The 18456-nt window shown below is 68.0% G+C and carries 13 protein-coding genes; 8 read left to right on the forward strand and 5 right to left on the reverse strand.

What is annotated here, in order from left to right; translation table 11 throughout:
• The first annotated feature begins 177 nt into the window (after positions 1 to 177).
• Complete coding sequence (locus tag GV015_RS03100; RefSeq protein WP_064294055.1) at positions 178 to 558, forward strand: hypothetical protein; 381 nt, start codon at positions 178 to 180, stop codon at positions 556 to 558.
• A 19-nt stretch (positions 559 to 577) separates the two neighbouring features.
• On the opposite strand, the gene GV015_RS03105 is transcribed toward GV015_RS03100, so the two are convergent.
• The 3 genes from GV015_RS03105 to GV015_RS03115 form a co-directional block, all read right to left on the reverse strand.
• Positions 578 to 1150 (reverse strand): hypothetical protein, encoded by a 573-nt coding sequence (locus GV015_RS03105; protein ID WP_159876494.1) that lies wholly within the window; start codon positions 1148 to 1150, stop codon positions 578 to 580.
• Between the two features lie 9 nt (positions 1151 to 1159).
• Entirely contained in the window at positions 1160 to 3202 is a 2043-nt protein-coding gene (locus GV015_RS03110) for a primary-amine oxidase (protein WP_159876495.1), read from the reverse strand.
• Between the two features lie 61 nt (positions 3203 to 3263).
• On the reverse strand, positions 3264 to 4742 hold the full coding sequence (locus tag GV015_RS03115) for an APC family permease (protein ID WP_159876496.1): 1479 nt from the start codon (positions 4740 to 4742) through the stop codon (positions 3264 to 3266).
• A 212-nt stretch (positions 4743 to 4954) separates the two neighbouring features.
• Here GV015_RS03115 and GV015_RS03120 point away from each other — a divergent pair, with 212 nt between their 5' ends.
• The 7 genes from GV015_RS03120 (at position 4955) to trxA (ending at position 14534) form a co-directional block, all read left to right on the forward strand.
• Positions 4955 to 6445, forward strand: coding sequence for an APC family permease (locus tag GV015_RS03120; RefSeq protein ID WP_124767825.1), 1491 nt, complete (start codon positions 4955 to 4957; stop codon positions 6443 to 6445).
• Positions 6442 to 7167 (forward strand): IclR family transcriptional regulator, encoded by a 726-nt coding sequence (locus tag GV015_RS03125; RefSeq protein WP_124767826.1) that lies wholly within the window; start codon positions 6442 to 6444, stop codon positions 7165 to 7167. Before GV015_RS03120 ends, GV015_RS03125 begins: the two co-directional genes overlap by 4 nt.
• Before the next feature lie 76 nt (positions 7168 to 7243).
• Positions 7244 to 8923, forward strand: a complete 1680-nt coding sequence (locus GV015_RS03130) for a DHA2 family efflux MFS transporter permease subunit (protein WP_159876498.1) — start codon at positions 7244 to 7246, stop codon at positions 8921 to 8923.
• 134 nt (positions 8924 to 9057) lie between these two features.
• Positions 9058 to 11397 carry a DUF6049 family protein gene (locus tag GV015_RS03135; RefSeq protein WP_159876500.1) on the forward strand — a complete coding sequence of 780 codons (2340 nt, stop codon included), beginning with the start codon at positions 9058 to 9060 and terminating at the stop codon, positions 11395 to 11397.
• A complete protein-coding gene (gene murJ / locus GV015_RS03140) occupies positions 11390 to 13006 on the forward strand; it encodes a murein biosynthesis integral membrane protein MurJ (RefSeq protein WP_159876502.1) in 1617 nt (538 codons plus the stop codon). Before GV015_RS03135 ends, murJ begins: the two co-directional genes overlap by 8 nt.
• A 151-nt stretch (positions 13007 to 13157) precedes the next feature.
• Positions 13158 to 14168 carry a thioredoxin-disulfide reductase gene (trxB, locus tag GV015_RS03145; RefSeq protein WP_086472471.1) on the forward strand — a complete coding sequence of 337 codons (1011 nt, stop codon included), beginning with the start codon at positions 13158 to 13160 and terminating at the stop codon, positions 14166 to 14168.
• Positions 14169 to 14213: 45 nt separating this feature from the next.
• A complete protein-coding gene (trxA, locus tag GV015_RS03150; protein WP_064294045.1) occupies positions 14214 to 14534 on the forward strand; it encodes a thioredoxin in 321 nt (106 codons plus the stop codon).
• Positions 14535 to 14761: 227 nt separating this feature from the next.
• On the opposite strand, the gene GV015_RS03155 is transcribed toward trxA, so the two are convergent.
• The gene (locus tag GV015_RS03155) at positions 14762 to 15820 is read right to left on the reverse strand and encodes a ParB/RepB/Spo0J family partition protein (protein WP_159876504.1); all 1059 of its coding nucleotides are present in this window, start codon (positions 15818 to 15820) and stop codon (positions 14762 to 14764) included.
• Entirely contained in the window at positions 15820 to 16722 is a 903-nt protein-coding gene (locus GV015_RS03160) for a ParA family protein (RefSeq protein ID WP_274500041.1), read from the reverse strand. Before GV015_RS03160 ends, GV015_RS03155 begins: the two co-directional genes overlap by 1 nt.
• Positions 16723 to 18456: the final 1734 nt, after the last annotated feature.

The raw sequence follows: 18456 nt of genomic DNA on the forward strand, positions 1-18456 counted from the left end.
CGCATGAGGATGGACCTGATGCGACCCCGGCATCCGCCGATCGGACGACATCGGTGGTCCTGCGGTACCAGCCTCGGCCGCGAGGGAGCTGCGCCTTGACGGCATGGTCCACCGATACCGGGCGTACCCTTGATACCCGAGTGCGCGCCGCGGGGTGCGCCGGAGCGAGGAGGGTACGTGGATCTGCAGGCCGTCGACCTCCCCAGGTTGCGCCGCGACGCACAGCTCGAGCGCGAGGTGATCATCGAGCACCGCGCCCGCGACGGCGAGGACCCCTGGGACTTCCTGCCTTCGATGCCGACGGTCGACGAGCTCGTCGTCGCCGTCCTCCGGGACGACGCGCTGCACGCCCGGGGTCTGGCCGCCCAGCACGCGATGGCGCGGCTCGCCGGGTACTCGTCGCTCGACGACGCCCAGGACCACCGCGACAACGCGGACCACTTGGAGTACGAGGTACTCCGTGAGATCGCCCGCGTGCACCCCGAGTTGACCCGAGCGGTATGGCGGATGTCCGGCAAGGTCGCGCGGCCGCCGTGGGAGGGCGACGACGCCGAGTAGATCGACGCCGCCGCCCAGGTCACAGCGCCGCGGCGAGCCCCATGGCGACGACGGAGACCGTCATGCTCACCACCTCGACGACCACGACCCGCTCACGCCGCCGAGCCGCGTCGACCGCGATGCGCGTGGACAGAGCGATGAACCCCGCCATGGCGCCCGCCAGGAGCACGGAAGGGAGGGCACTGCTTCCGATCTGATGGCCTGCCGGGTGTATACCCGATCCGGCATATATACTCTCGGCGGCATGACCCGCCATCGTGCACACGAGCGCCGCCATGATGACGAGACCGCCTGAGGTGTGCACGGTCATCGCCGCACGGTGGCGCGTGACGGCGAGCGACACAGCGTCGTCGACCGGAGCCGGCAGTCCGGCGATGGACCGAAGCCGGACCGCCGAGGCGACGGCGAGGACGATCAGGACGACGGCCCAGAGCAACGGATGCAGCATCCCGACACCGGTCGCCAGGTCGAGCATCGCCGTGAGCATGACGATCGCGGCCACGAGGTCGAGGGGTCCGCGTCGGCCGCCGACGGTGCAACAGGCGCCGACGGCGGCCGGGACGAGCGCCCCGAGATGGAGGACCTCGCTCATCGCCGCGACCTAGTGCCCGTGGCCACAGTGCTCCTCGGCACCCTGGTCGTGACCTCCGTGTCCCGCGTGCGCGGCGCCGGTGTCGTGCGAACAGTGCCCGACCGCTTCGTTCGGCGGGACGTTCAGGGTCGGGTTCTTGCCGAAGAAACCGTAGGGCTTGAGCGTGAACCGGGCGTAGTCCACCGGCATCACCGGCCAGTCCTCTGGACGTGGGAAGTGCGTCGGTCCGAAGGTGTGCCAGAGCACGATGTCCTCGCCGTCGATCGACTCGTCGCCCTCGATGAACCGCGTGATACCGTCGCCACCCGGGTTCTGGTGGACGAAGTCGCCCGCCGCGTATCGCTCAGCCGGGTCGTACTTCGTGACGAAAAGGTGCTTCGTCGCGAACTCCGCCCGCTTGGCGATCGACGACGACGCGTCGGCCATGAGCGTCGGCGACTCCTGCGGGTACAGCACGTACCCCGTCGGGCGTCCCATCCGGTTCGTCTTCTCCGTGTTGACGATGTGCCAGGCCCGAGCGGCCGAGCCGTCCGCCACGCGTCCGGACCCCGCTTCCGTGCTGAGCCGCGTGACCCGCTTCGTGAACGCGTTGCCGTGCTCGTTCCCCGGCCCGATCGGCACCCGGACCGCGTCCACCTCCTCGACCGCGTTCGACAGACCGTCGACCATCATGTCCAGACGGGCCGAGAAGAGGTGCTGGTGGTACGGCCCACCGAGCCCGGGCGCGACCTCCGAGGCGTACGGGTAGTCGGCGCCCTCCGCGTCGAGCCCGGGGTACGCCGAGGTGAACAGGATGCCCGTCAGCTTCGACTCGCACTCGATGGTGCCGTCGAGGTACAGGTACCAGTAGAACCCGTAGTCGTAGTTGCCGACGGTCGTGAAGAACGAGATGACCAGCCGACGCGACCGCCGGACCTCGTTCGAGCCGGTGTACAGGTCGGAGTGCTTCCAGAGGGTGCCGAAGTCCTCCTCGTGCATGCAGATACCGTTCTCGATCGTGAACGGGTTGCCGAGTTCATCGGCGAGCACCGCGTCGAAGTACTTGATCTCGCCCACGCAGTCGCACCCGAGCGCCAAGGAGTTCGTGAACCGGCCGAACAGGTACTCGCCGGTGTCGAAGTAGTTCTGCCAGAAGCGCACGGGGGAGGGGTCACCGTAGGGGACCAGCATCTCGTTGATCGACGCCCGGTAGATGATCGGTCGTTCCTCGCCGGCATCGTCGAACGAGAGCTGACGGAGGACGAGGCCCTCACGGACGTCGAACCCGACCTGGAACCGCCAATTGCCCCACTCGACGAACTCGCCGTCGACCTGGAAGCTCGGACCCTCGGGCTGGGTGATGACGATCGGCTTGAGCGAGGAGAGCGGAGCACCCTGGACCGCCGGGTCGTCGAAGTTCCCGGGCTCCGCCGGAATCGCCAGGGCGGTCGCGTCGATCAGGCGGGTGATCCGCCGCGCCGCGGTGTCGACATAGGCGCTCAGCCCGTCGACGGGGTGGGCCCACGGGTGGTCGGCCGGGTAGTCCTGGCGGAATGCGAGGACCCGGACGATCCGGCGCCCGACCTCCTCGGGATAGTCGTAGAAGCCTGCCGACAGCGGGACGACCTTCACCTCGTCGACCGTGCAGCCACGGGCGGCGAGGGCGGCGACCCACCCCTCGTCCTCCGCCACGATCTCCGCGATGGCGTCGAACTCCTCGATGAGGATCGGCAGTTGGCCGCGGGAGCCGTCCAGCACGCCCGTGCTGAGCAGGGACCCGCTGTCGATGGACACCACGTTGTCCGTCGATCGACCCGTGGCCATGTCGAGCAGCATCACGCGGGCGAGGCGTTCCGGCAGTGGACCGTCGCCGGCCTGCCAGGCGAGCACCGCCCGCTTGTGGGGCTCCTCGAGGCCGACGTAGGCGAACCGGGTCGTCTCGGTGAAGTCGTCGAAGCCGGTGACGATGTCGCGGATGCGGTCGAACTCGGGTGCGGACAGGCTGGCGAGCGGGTGCTGGACGGGCGTGTCGCCGTCGGCGCTGCGCAGGGTGGTGGGGTCGGTGATGGTCATCGTGATGCTCCTGGTTCGGTGATGCGGGTGGTCGCGGGTGGCGAGGGGAAGGGTCGGATGGTCAACCGCCGATGGCGTCCATGACGTCGGCGTAGGCGGCCGGGCGACGACGACGCAGGTACGCGGCCTGCACGAGGCCGACGACGGGGCAGACCGCGATGAGGGCGAGGAGGACGGCGCTCACGGTTCCGAACACGGGGTTGCCGCCCGCATCCACGTCTCCGACGAGCATCGGGAAGTAGACGACGATCACGACGGCCGAACCGACGAGTCCGATGAACCCGAGGCCGGGTGCGACGACCGTGTTCCACAGCCGCCGATCCTGCTTCGTGCGAGCGAAGTACACGATCACCGCGAGGCTCGTGACCGCCATGAGGATCGCGATCGCGAGGGTCGCCACGCCGGCGAACCACGTGAACACCTGCAGGACGGGGTCGAGACCGAGCACGGCGAAGACGACGATCAGGATCGCTGCGGTTGCGCTCTGGACGAGCGACGAGGTGTGCGGCGAGAGGTGCTTGGGGTGGACTCCGCCGAGCCGGCCCGGCAGGACGCCGGCGTTCGACATCGTGTGCTGGTAGCGGGTGATGACGTTGTGGAAGGAGAGGACGCAGGCGAACATGCTCGTGATGAGGAGGACGTTGATGACGAGCTCTCCGACCGGACCGAGGTAGAGCAGCGTGGTGCGGAGGATCATCGCACCCGGGTCCTCACCGGCCACGGCGAGGACGTCGTCCGGCCCCCAGGCCATGACGAGCGCCCAGGAGGCGAGGGTGTAGAACAGGCCGATCCCGATCACCGCGATGTAGGTCGCCCGCGGGATCGTGCGGGACGGGTCCTTCGCCTCGTCGCGGAAGATCGCGGTCGCCTCGAACCCGATGAACGCCGCGATCGCGAACATCAGTCCGACACCGGGCGACCCGGAGAACACCTGCTCGGGCACGAACGGCTCGGCCGACAGCCCGTCGGCACCGCCGGTCACGATGACCGCGCCGGCGAGGACGAGGACGATCCCGACCTCCGCCACGAGCAGGACGCCGAGGACCTTCGAGCTGAGGTCGATGTGGCGGTAGCCGAGCAGACCGACCACGGCGATCGACGCGAGCGAGTAGACGTACCAGGGGATCTCCGGAGCGCCGAGACCGGCGAAGGTCACGCTCAACAGGTAGCCGATGTAGCCGTACACCGACACCTGGATGGTCGTATAGGTCAGGAGGGCGAGGAACGCCGACGCGAGACCGGCCGGCTTGCCGAGCCCGTATCCGACGAAGGTGAAGAAGGCACCCGGCTTGGGCACATGCCGGGTCATGGCCGAGAGTCCGACGGCGAACAGCAGGAGGATCACCGCGGACACGACGTACATGCTCGGGAAGCCGACCCCGTTGCCGAGCAGGATGCCGAGCGGTGCGGCTCCACCGACGACCGTCAACGGCGACGCCGCGGCGACGACCATGAAGACGATGGCGGTGACGCCGAGCGATCCCTTCAGGGACCGGGTGGGCTGTCCGGCATCGGTGGCCGGACCTTTCGTGACGGTCATGGACACTCCTCGAGCAATGCGGCGGTATCGGGACGAGGCCAGCATCGCGGTCTCCTGTTGCCGCCTCGTCTCGTCGCCGTAACACCTGCTCGGCACCGAATGAGACCGGTCGACACCGCTGTCTCATTTGACGGTCATGAAGCCGAAACACGCCCGCCACGCCGGTGCAACGGGACGCGCCTAGCCTGAACGACGAGGAGGAGGTGAGGGACGTGACGGCTCTGGAACGCGCGATCAGCAATCCTCCGAGCGTCCGTGGTCTCGAGTCCCGGTCACCGGTCGACGGCCTCCAGCGGCGCAGTGTCGGGTTCATCGACGTGTTCGCCCAGTCCGTCTCGGCAGTGGCGCCGTCCGCCGCTGCGACGACGATCCCGTTGATCGTCACCGTGACCGCGGGCGGGGCGACCATGTGGTCGCTCGCCATCGCGATGCTGCTGTCGTTGCTCGTCGCCACCACCGTGAACGTGTTCGCGAAGCGCATCGCCGCGACCGGCTCGCTGTACACCTTCGTCTCCAAGGGGCTCGGAACGGGTGCGGCCTTCGTCACGGGCGTCGCGCTGCTCATCGGGTACGGCTTCATCGCCATGTTCGCCCTGGCCGGAGCCGGGTACTACCTGTCGATCCTGCTGCACCGGTTCTGGCCCGGCATGCCGAGTTCGACGGGAGTCGTGTCCGCACTGCTCGTCTGCATGGCCATGGTCTGCCTCGTCGTGCTCGTCCGCGGGATCCACCTGTCCACCCGGGTGACCCTGATCGTGGAGAGCGCCTCGGTCGCGATCATCCTGATCCTCGTGGGCGTGCTCCTGTCGCAGCTGGGACCGACGCCCGACTGGGCGGTGCTCGGGCTGGACGCCTCCCCGGAACACCTCGCGGTCGGATCGGTCCTCGCCGTGACCGCCTTCGTCGGATTCGAGAGCTCCTCGACGCTGGGCGTCGAAGCCCGCCGGCCCTTCGCGAGCATCCCACGGTCCCTGGTCTGGACCGTCGTCGGCGCGGGTCTCCTCTTCCTCGTCACCTCGTACAGTCAGCTGGCGGGCTTCGCGGCGTTGGGGGAGGACATCACCGCGACGCGGACGCCCATCAACGACCTGGCGCTGGCCTCCGGGGTCGAATGGATGGGACTGCTGCTCGACCTGTCCGTAGCGGCCTCGTTCCTCGCCTGTGCGATCGCCTCCATCACGGCGTTCTCGCGGGTCGTCTTCTCGATGGGTCGAGAAGGGGTCCTCCCGTCGCGCCTCGGGACCACGCACGGCCGGTTCCGAACGCCCCATGTGGCGATCATCACGGCTCTGGCGATCGTCACGCCCGTCTCGGTGCTCGCGCTCCTGCTGACCGGAGGAGCCTGGGCGGCCATGCAGGTCCTCATCGTCGTGGCCGCGGCCGGGTACATCACCGCCTACGTCCTCGTCTGCATCGCAGCCCCGGTCTTCCTCTGGCGGATCGGAGAACTGACGCTCTGGCCGCTCCTGCGCGCGGTGGTGGCCGGGGTGCTGCTGTCCGTCGCGCTCGTCGTCTACCTGGTCGTCGAGAGCACCGGCGAACGGGGCGTCGGCGTCTGGGTGTTCCTCGTCACGATGGCGCTCGGTATCACGATCTGGGCGATCCGGCATCGACGCCGACCGTGGCTGAGTTCGACCGTGGGGGTCTACGACGAGACGGTGAGCGCCGACGTGCTCGGCGGACCGTCCGCGGAGCACCGGTGAGCGGCGCGGGCGAGCTCCGCGCCCGACAGCCGAAGGCCGTGCACAGCGCGCTCACCGTGCTCGAAGAGGTCGCGCGATGCGGTGCCGGTGTGACGGCGCAGGAGGTCTCAGCCGGACTCGACATGCCGAGGGCGACCACCTACCGACTCCTCAACCTCCTCGTCCAGGACGAATACCTCGTCCGCATGCCCGACCTGCGCGGATTCGCACTCGGGCGGAAGGTCGTCGAGCTCGCCCATCTCGTCGCTCCGGCCCCACCCCCGCTCGCTGCGCGCGAGGTGATCGGACGATTGCGGTCGAGCGTCCGAGGAGGCGTCCACCTCGTGCGGTACGAGGGCGATCGGATCAGGATCGCGGATGCGGATCCCGACTTCCCGTTGAGTGACGAGCAGCGGATCGTCAGGCGCCTCGACACCTCCGCGATCGGGCGCCTCCTTCTGCACGAGCTCGCTCATGGCGGATACGACTGGTCAGGACTCGTCCAACGGCCGTTCCGGGACGCCGAGCCGTTGATCCGCGACGTCGAACGACTCGGGTATGCACGACAGGTGGGTGAGGTGACGCCCGGTCACGGTTGCCTCGTGGTCCCGATCCGGGACGACCGCGGCGGTCTCGTCGCGGGGCTGTCGCTCTCGGCACCCAGTGAGCGGATCGAGCGCCCCGCCGCACTCCTGGACCTCTTGCTCGACGGCTCGCACCAGCTGCAGCCGCTCCTCGTCTGACCACCGGATGTCCGTGTGACATCAGCCTCGAGAAGGCGCATAATCAGAATATGCAGCCAGCTGATCGTTTCCGCGCATGACGGAGTCCACGCCTTCCGCGAAGCCTGAGCGCTCGCCGTCGGACCGTCGCAAATGGTTCGGCCTCGTCGTCATCAGCATCGCCGTCGCGCTCATCATCGTCGACTCGACGATCGTCAACGTGGCGATCCCGTCGATCGTCGACGACCTCGGGATCTCCTCGACCCAGGTGCAGTGGGTCCAGGAGTCCTACACGCTCGTCTTCGCCGCACTGCTCATCGTGTTCGGCACGCTCGCCGACCGGTTCGGCCGTCGTCGCATGCTGCTCATCGGCGTCGTGGTCTTCGGCGGAGCCTCCGTCTTCGCCGCCATCGCGCCGACGGGCGACCTCCTGATCCTGTCCCGGGTCATCCAGGGCGTCGGCGGCGCGATGATCCTGCCGACGACCCTCTCCATCATCAACGCGACCTTCCGAGGTCGCGACCGTGCGATCGCCTTCGCGGTCTGGGGCTCCACGATCGGGGGCATGGTGGCAGTCGGTCCGCTCCTCGGCGGCTGGCTCACCACCGACTTCTCCTGGCGCTGGGCGTTCGGGATCAACGTGCCGCTCGGTGTCCTCATCATCGTCGGACTGCTCCTGTTCGTCTCGGAGTCGCGGGAACCCGCGACCGACCGCATCGACGCCGTCGGCGCCGTCCTGTCGATCCTGACGAGCGCGTCCCTCGTCTACGGACTCATCGAGGGCCGGAGTCTCGGGTGGTGGCTCACGGACACCCCGCTCGTCATCGGGGACTGGACCTGGCCGTTCACCCTCTCCCCGGTACCTGTGGCCCTCATGGTCACGGTCCTCGCAGGTGTCGCGTTCGTCCTCTGGGGACGCCACCGGATGCGCCAGGGGCGCAGCACGATCATCGCGTTCTCCCTGTTCTCACTGCCGTCGTTCCGGAACGGCAACATCGCCGCCCTCATCGTCTCGCTGGGGGAGTTCGGCATCATCCTCTCGCTGCCGATCTGGCTCCAGTTCGTCCTCGGCTACAGCGCACTGCAGACCGGTCTGATCCTCCTGGCCCTCGCGATCGGTTCCTTCGTCGCGAGCGGGTTCGCCGGCGCGTTCGGCAACCGGGTCGCGCCCGTCCTCATCGTCCGCGTCGGCATCGTCGCGGAGATCATCGGTGTCGCGGGTATCGGGCTGGTCGTCGGACCGGCGACCGAATGGTTCGCGATCGTGCCGTTCCTGTTCGTCTACGGCTTCGGCGTCGGTCTCGCCACCGCACAGCTGACGGGCGTCGTCCTGAAGGACGTGCCCGTCGAGCAGAGCGGCCAGGGCTCCGGGACGCAGAGCACGGCGAGGCAGATCGGCTCGGCACTCGGTATCGCCGTCCTCGGGACCATCCTCTTCGTGAGCACGGCGTCGGTCCTCGACGGACGACTCGAGGACGCCGGTGTGCCGACCGCGCAGCGCGACGCCCTCGTGACGAGTGTCGTCGACAGCTCGGGCGCCGCCATCGCCGGTCTCGACGCGAACCCGGCGACCGCGACGGTGGCCGAGGACGCCAGGATCGCCCTGTCGGACGGCACCCGCTCCGCGGCGTTCGCGGCCGCAGGATTCCTGGCCGTCGGCTTCCTCGCCACCCTGTCGCTCGGCGCCGGGCGCCGGGAGGACCGAGAGGACGAAGCCGGAGCACGAGCGGACGGGACGCACTCCTCCGAGACGTCCGACCCGGCCCCGCGGGCGTAGGACGCGAGGCCGCCTCACACCTCCGCCGACGTCGCATCGGCGTCGTACAGCGCACAAGCATCCAGGTTCGACTGGGAGGCCCCCGTACAATCGTCACCGGACGGCTCCGCCCGAGCGGACCGTCCCCACCGCCCATGACACGCCACCGCCACCGCCCACGCCTCCTCAGCGCCCTCGCAGCAGCCGCGCTGTCGTTCGCCGTGGTGTCCGCCGGCGGATGGTCCACGGGTTCCAGCGCGATCGCCTCGCCCGAGCTGAGCGCGAACACGGCATCGACTCCCGACGGCCTCGTGTCCGTCGAGGTGAGTCCGAGCGACGGGGGAGCGGTCGAACCCTCCTCCCTCACCTCGTTCGGCATCACGCTCACGAACGGCACCGACGCCGATCTCCCCGCCGGCTCCGTGTCCGTGGCGATCACCACGGCGCGGATCACCGGCACGGCGGCGCTCGACGCCTGGCTCGACACGACCGGTGCGGACGCGGCCGCGACCCCCGCCGGCACCACCGTGGTGCGGACGATCGACATCCCCGAGCTCATCGCCGGGCAGCAGTACGTCGTCAGCGGGCTCGACTTCACTCCTCCGGCGCTGGGGTTCGACGACACCGACGCGTGGGGCTCCTACGGCGTCTCAGCCGGCTACGTCGCGGGCGACACGGCGGCCGGAGGTCGGACGGCGCTCGTCTGGCGGGCGCAAGGACAGCCCACGTCAGCCACCGTCGCGCTCGTCGCCCCGCTCACCGTGCCGCTCAGTTACGGCGGACTCCTCGATGCGGACGAACTCACCGAGCTCACGGCCGACGACGGCGCGCTCACGACGCAGCTCGACGCACTCTTCGGCGAGCAGATCGCGCTCGGGATCGACCCACGCATCATCGCGTCCATCCGGGCGCTCGGCACGCGCGCACCGGAGAGCGCCGTCGCCTGGCTCGCCCGCCTCGAGGCCGCTCCGAACGAGACCTTCGCGCTCCAGTACGGCGACGCCGAACCCGCCGTGCAGGCCGAAGCCGGCCTCGACCGACTGCTGACCCCGAGCTCGTTCTCCTTCGCCCTGAACGTCGCCGACTTCCCCGTCGTGCAGCCGACCGAGACGCCCACCCCGACCGCGTCGCCGACCACCGGGCCCGACGACGTCCAGCCGACTCCGCAGGCCGGCTCCTCACCGGCCACGTCCTCCGACCCATCGGCGGCAGCCACTCCGTCGGACGAGCCGACACCCACACCGAGCCCCTCCGAGACGCCCGGGCAGGCGGTGCCGACCGTTCCGACGATGGACGAGCTCCTCAGGTGGAGTTACTCGCTCCCCAGCATCGTGTGGGCGGGAGGCGCGGTGACCGATGCGGATCTCGCCGTCTTCGCCGCATCGGGCGGAACGGTCACGTTGCTCGACTCCGCGAACACGACCGACACCGGACAGTCCGTGCGCGCCTCGACGGCGGTCGGCACGGCGCAGACGCTGCTGGCCGACCACGGCCTCGCCGAGTCACTGGGCGACGCCGCCGCCGCCACGACAGACGCCGCGTTCGAGAGCGCCATCGCCGACGTGAACGCGCGGGCGGCCGCCATCGGCACCGAGGGTTCGTCCGGCGGAACGGTCGTCGCCGTGCTGCCTCGGGGAGTGGACACGACCCTGCCCGCCCTCGCCGACACCGTGAACGCGCTCCGCTCCCTGCCGGCCACGACGCAGACCTCCCTGGCGGCGACGCTCGCCGAGCCCCCTGCCGCGGCGACGCTCGGGGCGATGGCACCCGACAGCGAACGCGTGTCCGACGTGCAGGTCCTCCTCGACGAGGAACAGGACGTCAACGCCTTCTCCTCGGTGCTCGACGAACCCGAGCTGCTGACCGGACGGGAGCGCGCCACCCTGCTCTCCAGCCTCGCGGCCGGCTGGCTGCGTACGGAGGGCGACTGGGGATCGGCGGTGACCGCGCAGCAGGAACGGACGGACACGGTCCTCGCGTCGGTGCGCGTCACCGACAGCAGTCGCATCAACATGGTCGGCGGCGAGGTGTCCCTGCCGTTCGCCGTGCGCAATGACCTGCCCTATCCCGTCACCGTGGTCATGGAGGCCTCGCCGAGCAACGGTCGACTGAGCATCTCCGGTTCCGTGACGCAGGAGATCGCCGCGGACTCGCGCGCCACCGTGCTCGTCCCCGTGCAGTCGCAGATCGGCAACGGCGACGTCACCCTCCGTCTGCAACTCTTCAGCACCAGCGGGCAGGCGATCGGCGAACAGTCCTTCGTGGGCGTGAACGTCCGCGCCGACTGGGAGGGCATCGGTGCCGTCGTCCTCGCCCTGCTCGTCGCCCTGCTGTTCGTCAGCGGTGTGGTCCGCATGGTCCTCAGTAGACGAGCCAAGCGACGCGGCCCGGGTGCCGACTCCGCCGCCTCCGCAGATGCTCCGCACAGCGGTCAGCCGCTAGGCGATGAGCCCCCGGTAGAGTCGTCACCCGGACGACAGGAGACGAATGGCTGACGGCATCGGCAGGGCGAGCGCGCTCCTCGCCTCGGGAACCCTCGTCTCCCGACTGCTCGGCTTCGTCAAGGCGATCCTCGTGGCTCAGGCCATCGGCGTCCTGGTCATCGGCGACACCTTCGCGATCGCCAACCAGCTCCCGAACACGATCTACGTCATCATCGGTGGCGGCGTGCTCAGCGCCGTGCTCGTGCCACAGATCGTCCGTGCGGGGATCCATGCCGACGGTGGCAACGCGTACATCAACAAGCTCGTCACCATCACCCTCGTCTTCATCGGCGGGGCCACCGCGCTCATCACCCTGCTCGCACCCGTGTTCGTGTTCATCGTCGCCGCGACGCTGTCGCCTGATCAATTCGCGCTCGCGACGGCATTCGCCTACTGGTGTCTCCCGCAGATCCTGTTCTACGCGCTCTACACCGTCCTCGGGGAGGTCCTGAACGCACGCAAGATGTTCGGACCGTTCACCTGGGCACCGGTGCTCAACAACGTCATCGCGATCGCCGGGCTGATCGCCTTCATCACGCTGTACGGCAGCGGCGACCTCGCGGTCAGCGAGTGGACCGACGGTCGAACGGTGCTCCTCGCAGGCTCCGCCACCCTCGGCGTCGTCGTCCAGGCTGCCTTCCTCATGCTGTTCTGGCGTCGGGCCGGACTGCGTTTCCGACCGGACTTCCAGTGGCGAGGCGTCGGCCTCCGCGCCACCGGGCGGATCGCCAGCTGGACCTTCGGCATGCTGCTCCTGACGACCGGTGCGGGGATCGTCGAGACCCAGATCGTCGCTTCCGTGAGCAAGCAGGGACCCTCGGTCGCGATCCTCAACTACGCCTGGCTGATCTTCATGCTCCCGCACTCGATCATCACCGTCTCGATCGCGACGGCCTATTTCACGCGGATGAGCGAGCACGCGCAGGGCACACGCGATCGCGGACGGGACATCCCGCGGCTGCAGGCCGACATCTCCGGGGCCATCCGCGTCGTGAGCGTCCTCATCGTGCTCGCAGCGGCCGTCATCATGGTGGTCGCCGTGCCGTTCGGCAGTGTCTTCGCCGAGACGTTCGAACAGGCGCAGGCGATGGGCGGCATCATCATCGCGTTCGTGATCGGACTCGTGCCCTTCTGCATCCTCTTCGTCCTCCAGCGCGCCTTCTACGCCCTCGGAGACACGAAGACACCCTTCTTCTTCACCCTGTTCCAGACCCTCCTGTTCGTCCTCCTGGCGCTGATCGTGCTCCTGGTCCTCCCACCGCATCTGGTGGGTGCCGGCGTAGCGCTCGCCATCACGATCGCGTGCATCGCACAGACCGTGGTCGCCGCACTGCTGCTCCGGCGCCGGCTGGGGGGTCTCGACGGCCGACGTATCGTCCTGAGCCTGGTCCGGTTCATCGCCGCCGCCGTGCCTGCGGCTGTGGTCGGAGTCGTCGTGCTGTTGCTGCTCGGCGGTGTCAGCGAGGAAGGGTTCCCGACCGCCACGATCCCCGGCGCCATCGTCACCATGGGCGTCGTCGGGGCGGCGATGGCCGCCGTGTACCTCGCGGTGCTCGCCCTCCTCCGCACGCCGGAGCTCAAGGCGGCCTTGGCGCCCGTCCTCGCCCGGTTCGGGCGCTGACACCCACGGGTCGACGCCACCTCACGCACACCGGCTGAGAGCTGCCCGAGGCCCCGGGGGGAGCGGAATAGCGGCCGGTTAGGATGTGTTACACCACTCGGAACCCCGGAACCCACCTGGTCCGGGAGCCCACGAACCACTGAGGAGCATCGTGCGTCAGGTCATCATCATCGGATCAGGACCCGCCGGCTACACGGCGGCGATCTACGCTGCCCGCGCCTCGCTGCAGCCGCTGCTCGTGGCGTCATCGGTCGAGGCCGGCGGCGAGCTCATGAACACCACCGAGATCGAGAACTTCCCCGGCTTCCCCGAGGGCATCCAGGGCCCCGAGCTCATGATGAAGCTCCAGGAGCAGGCAGAGCGGTTCGGCACCGAGGTCCTCTACGACGACGTCACCGAGCTCAAGCTCGACGGCGACGTCAAGACGGTCACCCTCGGCAACGGACAGGTGCACGAGGCACACACCGTGATCTTCGCCACCGGCTCCGCCTACCGCAAGCTCGGCCTGCACGACGAAGAGCGACTCTCCGGCCACGGTGTGTCCTGGTGCGCCACCTGCGACGGTTTCTTCTTCAAGGAGAAGACGATCGCGGTCATCGGCGGCGGCGACAGCGCCATGGAGGAGGCCACCTTCCTCACGCGGTTCGCGTCGAAGGTGTACGTCATCCACCGCAAGGACACCCTGCGCGCGTCGAAGATCATGCAGGACCGTGCGTTCGCGAACGAGAAGATCGAGTTCATCTGGAACAGCGAAGTCGCCGGCATCACCGGCGCCGACGCGGTCGACGGCGTGACGCTGCGCTCGACCACCGACGGCACCGAGACACACCTGCCGCTCGGTGGCCTCTTCATCGCGATCGGCAACGACCCGCGCACGCACCTCATCCACGGCCAGCTGGAGCTCGCCCCCGAGGGCACGATCGCCGTCAAGGGCCGCTCGTCGAAGACCAACCTCCCCGGCGTCTTCGCCGCGGGCGACGTCATCGACCCCACGTACCGACAGGCCATCACCGCGGCCGGCAGCGGCACCATCGCCGCCCTCGACGCGGAGCACTACCTCGCAGACCTCGAGCAGGCTGCTGGGGAAGCGTCGGCCATCGGCGAAGCACAGACGGCCGGTCGTCCGCAGCCGGCCGACCCCGTGCTCACCACCACCGTTTGATCGACGGCCAGGCTGTCGGCCTGGCCACCACGAAGGAGAACACTCATGTCAGATGCAGTCACCGAGGCCACGTTCGACGAACTGGTCATCAACAGCGACAAGCCCGTCCTCGTCGACTTCTGGGCCGCCTGGTGCGGTCCGTGTCGCGCGGTCGGCCCGATCCTCGACACGATCGGCTCCGAGAACAGCGACAAGATCACCGTTCTCAAGCTGAACGTCGACGAGAACCCGAACCTGGCCATGAAGTACCAGATCACCTCCATCCCCGCGATGAAGGTCTTCAAGGGTGGCGAGGTCGTGCAGACCGTCATCGGCGCCAAGCCGAAGGCCGCACTCGAGAAGGATCTCGCAGCTTTCCTCGCCTGATCAGGTTTTTCTGAACCACTGAACCGCCCGGCTCATCTGAGCCGGGCGGTTTTCGGTATCGTAGATGTTTCACGTGAAACATCTACGAAACCGTCCCTGATCAGGGATTAGCTAGTCCGAACAGGCTCCGTTCAGACAGAGCGATCTCGACCGTCTCGGTCCCTGAGCTTGTCGAAGGGCATGAGTAACCTTGCGGCCGACTGGCCCATGTTTCACGTGAAACAGCGTCAGGAAGACTGTCCGAATCCTGACTCGCCAAGCTCGCTCAGAATGCGGTTGAGGTCGGCGATGGTTGCGAACTCCACGACCATCTGTCCCTTCTTCGCACCGAGCGTCACCTTCACGCGGGTGTTCAGGCGGTCGCCGAGGCGGTCTGCGATCTCATCGAGTTGTCCGCGTCGCGATCCGGCCACCGGACGCGGCTTCTTCGCCTGAATGCCCTGAGCCGCAGCAGCCTCGGCCGCGCGAACCGACAGGTCCTCGTTCACGATCTTGTCGGCCAAGCGCTGCTGTGCCTCAGGATCGGTCAGCGACAGGATGGCGCGAGCATGTCCGGCGCTCAGCACACCGGCAGCGACGCGCTGCTGCACGGCCGCGGGCAGCTTGAGCAGGCGGATGGTGTTGCTGATCTGGGGGCGGGAACGACCGATGCGGTTGGCAAGCTCGTCCTGGGTGATTCCGAAGTCGGCCAGGAGCTGCTGGTATGCAGAAGCCTCCTCGAGCGGATTCAGCTCAGAGCGGTGCAGGTTCTCGAGCAGCGCATCGCGCAGCATGTCCTCGTCGGCGGTGTCCTTGATGATCGCGGGGATGCGGTCGAGACCCACCTCCTTGGAGGCGCGAAGACGGCGCTCACCCATGATGAGTTCGTATCGTTCGTCGTCGCCAGGGATCGGTCGGACCACGATCGGCTGCAGCACGCCTACCTCACGGATGCTCGTGACGAGTTCGGCGAGGTGGTCCTCATCGAAGACCGTGCGCGGCTGGTTGGCGTTCGGCACGATCAGTTCGGGGGAGAGGTACGCCAGCCGGGCACCGGGGACGGCCACGAGCTGCGGCCCATCTGTCGTGGGCGCAGCGGCGTCCGGTGCAGTGGACGCGTCGGCTGCCGCCGCCTCTGCTGCGGCGGCGTCCGCGGCGGCAGTAGCCGCGTCCTTCGCCGCCTTGCGGGCAGTGCCCTGGTTGTCGGGGAAGAAGACGTCGACGGGACGGTTCGCCTGCGAGTCTGAACTCGTCGTCGGAATGAGTGCACCGATCCCGCGACCGAGTCCAGTTCGTTTCGTTGCCATCAGTGACTGACTCCCTCAGGGTGGTTCGTATCGGGTGTATCGGAGGAGCCTGCGGCCCATCGGTTGGCGATCTCCGCCGCTGCTTCGAGATAGGACACCGCGCCGAGTGACGTGGGGTCGTAGCTGATGACGCTCTGCCCGAAGCTGGGGGCTTCGGAGATGCGCACCGCTCGTGGGATGACCGACTCGAGGACCTGCCCGGTGAAGTGGTCTCGGACGTCCTGGGCCACCTGCTGCGCGAGGTTGGTGCGCCCGTCGTACATCGTCAGGAGAATGGTGCTGACGGCGAGCCCTGGGTTCAGGTGCCGCTGGATCAGCTGGATGCTACTGAGGAGCTGACTCAAGCCCTCGAGCGCGTAGTACTCGCACTGGATCGGGATGAGTACCTCTTTGGCCGCTACGAAGGCATTGATCGTCAGGAGGCCGAGGGACGGCGGGCAGTCGATCAGGACGTAGTGGAACGGCTCTTCGGCGTCCTGGATGAACTGTTCGAGCGCCGTGCGGAGTCGGTGCTCACGCGCGACCTGTGACACGAGTTCGATCTCCGCGCCGGCGAGATGGATCGTCGAGGGAGCGCAGAACAGCGTTGGGAACTCGGGGCTCTGCTGGACGACATCGGCCAGGGGGAAGTCGTCGATCAGGACGTCGTAGACACTCGGGACGTCCGAGTGATGCTCGACACCGAGTGCGGTTGACGCGTTCCCCTGGGGATCCAGGTCGATCACGAGGACACGAGCGCCCGAACGGGCGAGGGCGGCGCCGATGTTGACGGTGGTCGTCGTCTTGCCGACCCCACCCTTCTGGTTGGAGACCGTGAAGACCCGAGTGTGGTCGGGCGTCGGCAGGGTTGCGTGAGCCAAGGCTTTACGCCTCTCAGTCAGATGATGGAGCTCGCGAGCCAACGGCGTGGACGCGTCGAAGGCGCTACCAACGGAGTCGCGCTCGGGAGCCGCGGAATGCGTTGGTTCGGGTTGTTTCACGTGAAACCTTCTTGCTCGAAACGTGTACTTCAACCGTACCAGCGTGGGCTGACGCCAGGGGAGCGATCTCCGACAGTGATCGGGGGAGTGCGTACGCACGGAGGCCATCGAGCGCTGTTTCGCGACACCCGCATATCGTCGGACGTCCCGAACGGCGCCCAGAAGGGCCACCTCCCCCTCCTTCTTCCACAGGGTTATCCACAGGGCTCCGGGATGCCCGATCCCGCGGAACCGCGTGCGCTTCGGGCGTGCAGGTCGAAGCTGGTCAGATCAGCCCGCGACGAGCCCGGCGGATGTGTGTTGACAACCACGAGGGAGAGTCCTCTGTGATCAGGCAGAGATCCGCGTCTTTCCGCGGAAGTTCGCACCCGAAGGCCCCTCTCCGGGTTCGGTAGGTCCGTTCTCTTGCCCCAGTGCGGGTTGACCACAGTGCGGTGGTACGCCGGTTGGGGCCCGCTTCTTCGCGGAGGATCACCACTTCCTCCGGTTAGGCGCGAGAACTGTCCACAGAGTTATCCACAGGCGCCATCTCCACGCGCACGTATTGTGGAGAGCTGTACGACTGGCGCAAGTTCGCGCCAGCGTTTCACGTGAAACCAAGACTCCGTGCACGCCGAGCCGTCGAACGGCTCACATCGTTAGGCGCCTTTCCAACCTCTGGCCACAGCTCGCCATCCGCCTCACCGGTGTGATCCGACACTGGGGAAGCGGTAGCGACAAAGCATCACGTAACCGGTCCAAATCCACACTCGGTCAGTCATACCCGGCCGCTGTTTCACGTGAAACACTCTCGGCGGGACCAACGCACCCGATGGGTGTGATCTCGAGCGCAAGCCAGCCTGCGCCCGCGCACTGTGCTCGTCGAGCTCGACCCGTCTGCGCCACCGCGTTGCAGGCACGCAGGAGCAGACCGCCACCCATGTTCCACGTGAAACATCGAACACCGTGCCAGTCAGCCGTGACGACCTCACTCGCGTATGCATTCACTCAGAGAGCCGGGTCACACGGCTCCGGGTCGACGGGAACCATTTCTGAGAACGAAGAACTCAAGCGCGTGGCGCATTCCCACGTTCCACGTGAAACGTCGCTCGATCTCATCCTTACGGCAGTAAGCACGCTCCGTCGAGGCGATCTCGGCGCGAAATCATACGTCGGGAATCGGGAGTACGCCAGCTCCTTCCAAACTGACGGTAGTGACGAGCACGATTTCCGCAATGCCGACACCCTTCGACACACCGTGACGCCGAAGTTCCCCCATGCGCCGTACGTCGCCGTCCGTGGGGGAGCGCTCGGAGTAGCAGCAGGGTGCTCCGCATGACCGCACCGCACGGCGCCAGAACCTCCACGAGCGCGGCGCCTTCGACGCACGCGAGAGCGACAGGCAGACCATCTCTCCTTCTCCGGCCGGCAGCTCACCCAGCACCTCACCCAGGACCGACCCGCCGGTGGACATGAACCTGCCGATAGTCGGGCGCCAGTCGGCCCGCAGGCAGGTGAGGAACTGGCGGACTGCGCATCTCGCAGCAGGTCTCCAACGACGGATCAGCCACGTGAAGCACCACCGCGAGTCAGTTGAACGTGTGGAACGCGGGGACGGGGCCGACGCATCTTCCCTGCAACCAACGACCGCCTCGGACCTACCCGGGATTCGAACCA

It is taken from the genome of Plantibacter sp. T3, assembly GCF_902506515.1.
GTDB classification, from domain to species: Bacteria; Actinomycetota; Actinomycetes; order Actinomycetales; family Microbacteriaceae; genus Plantibacter; species Plantibacter auratus.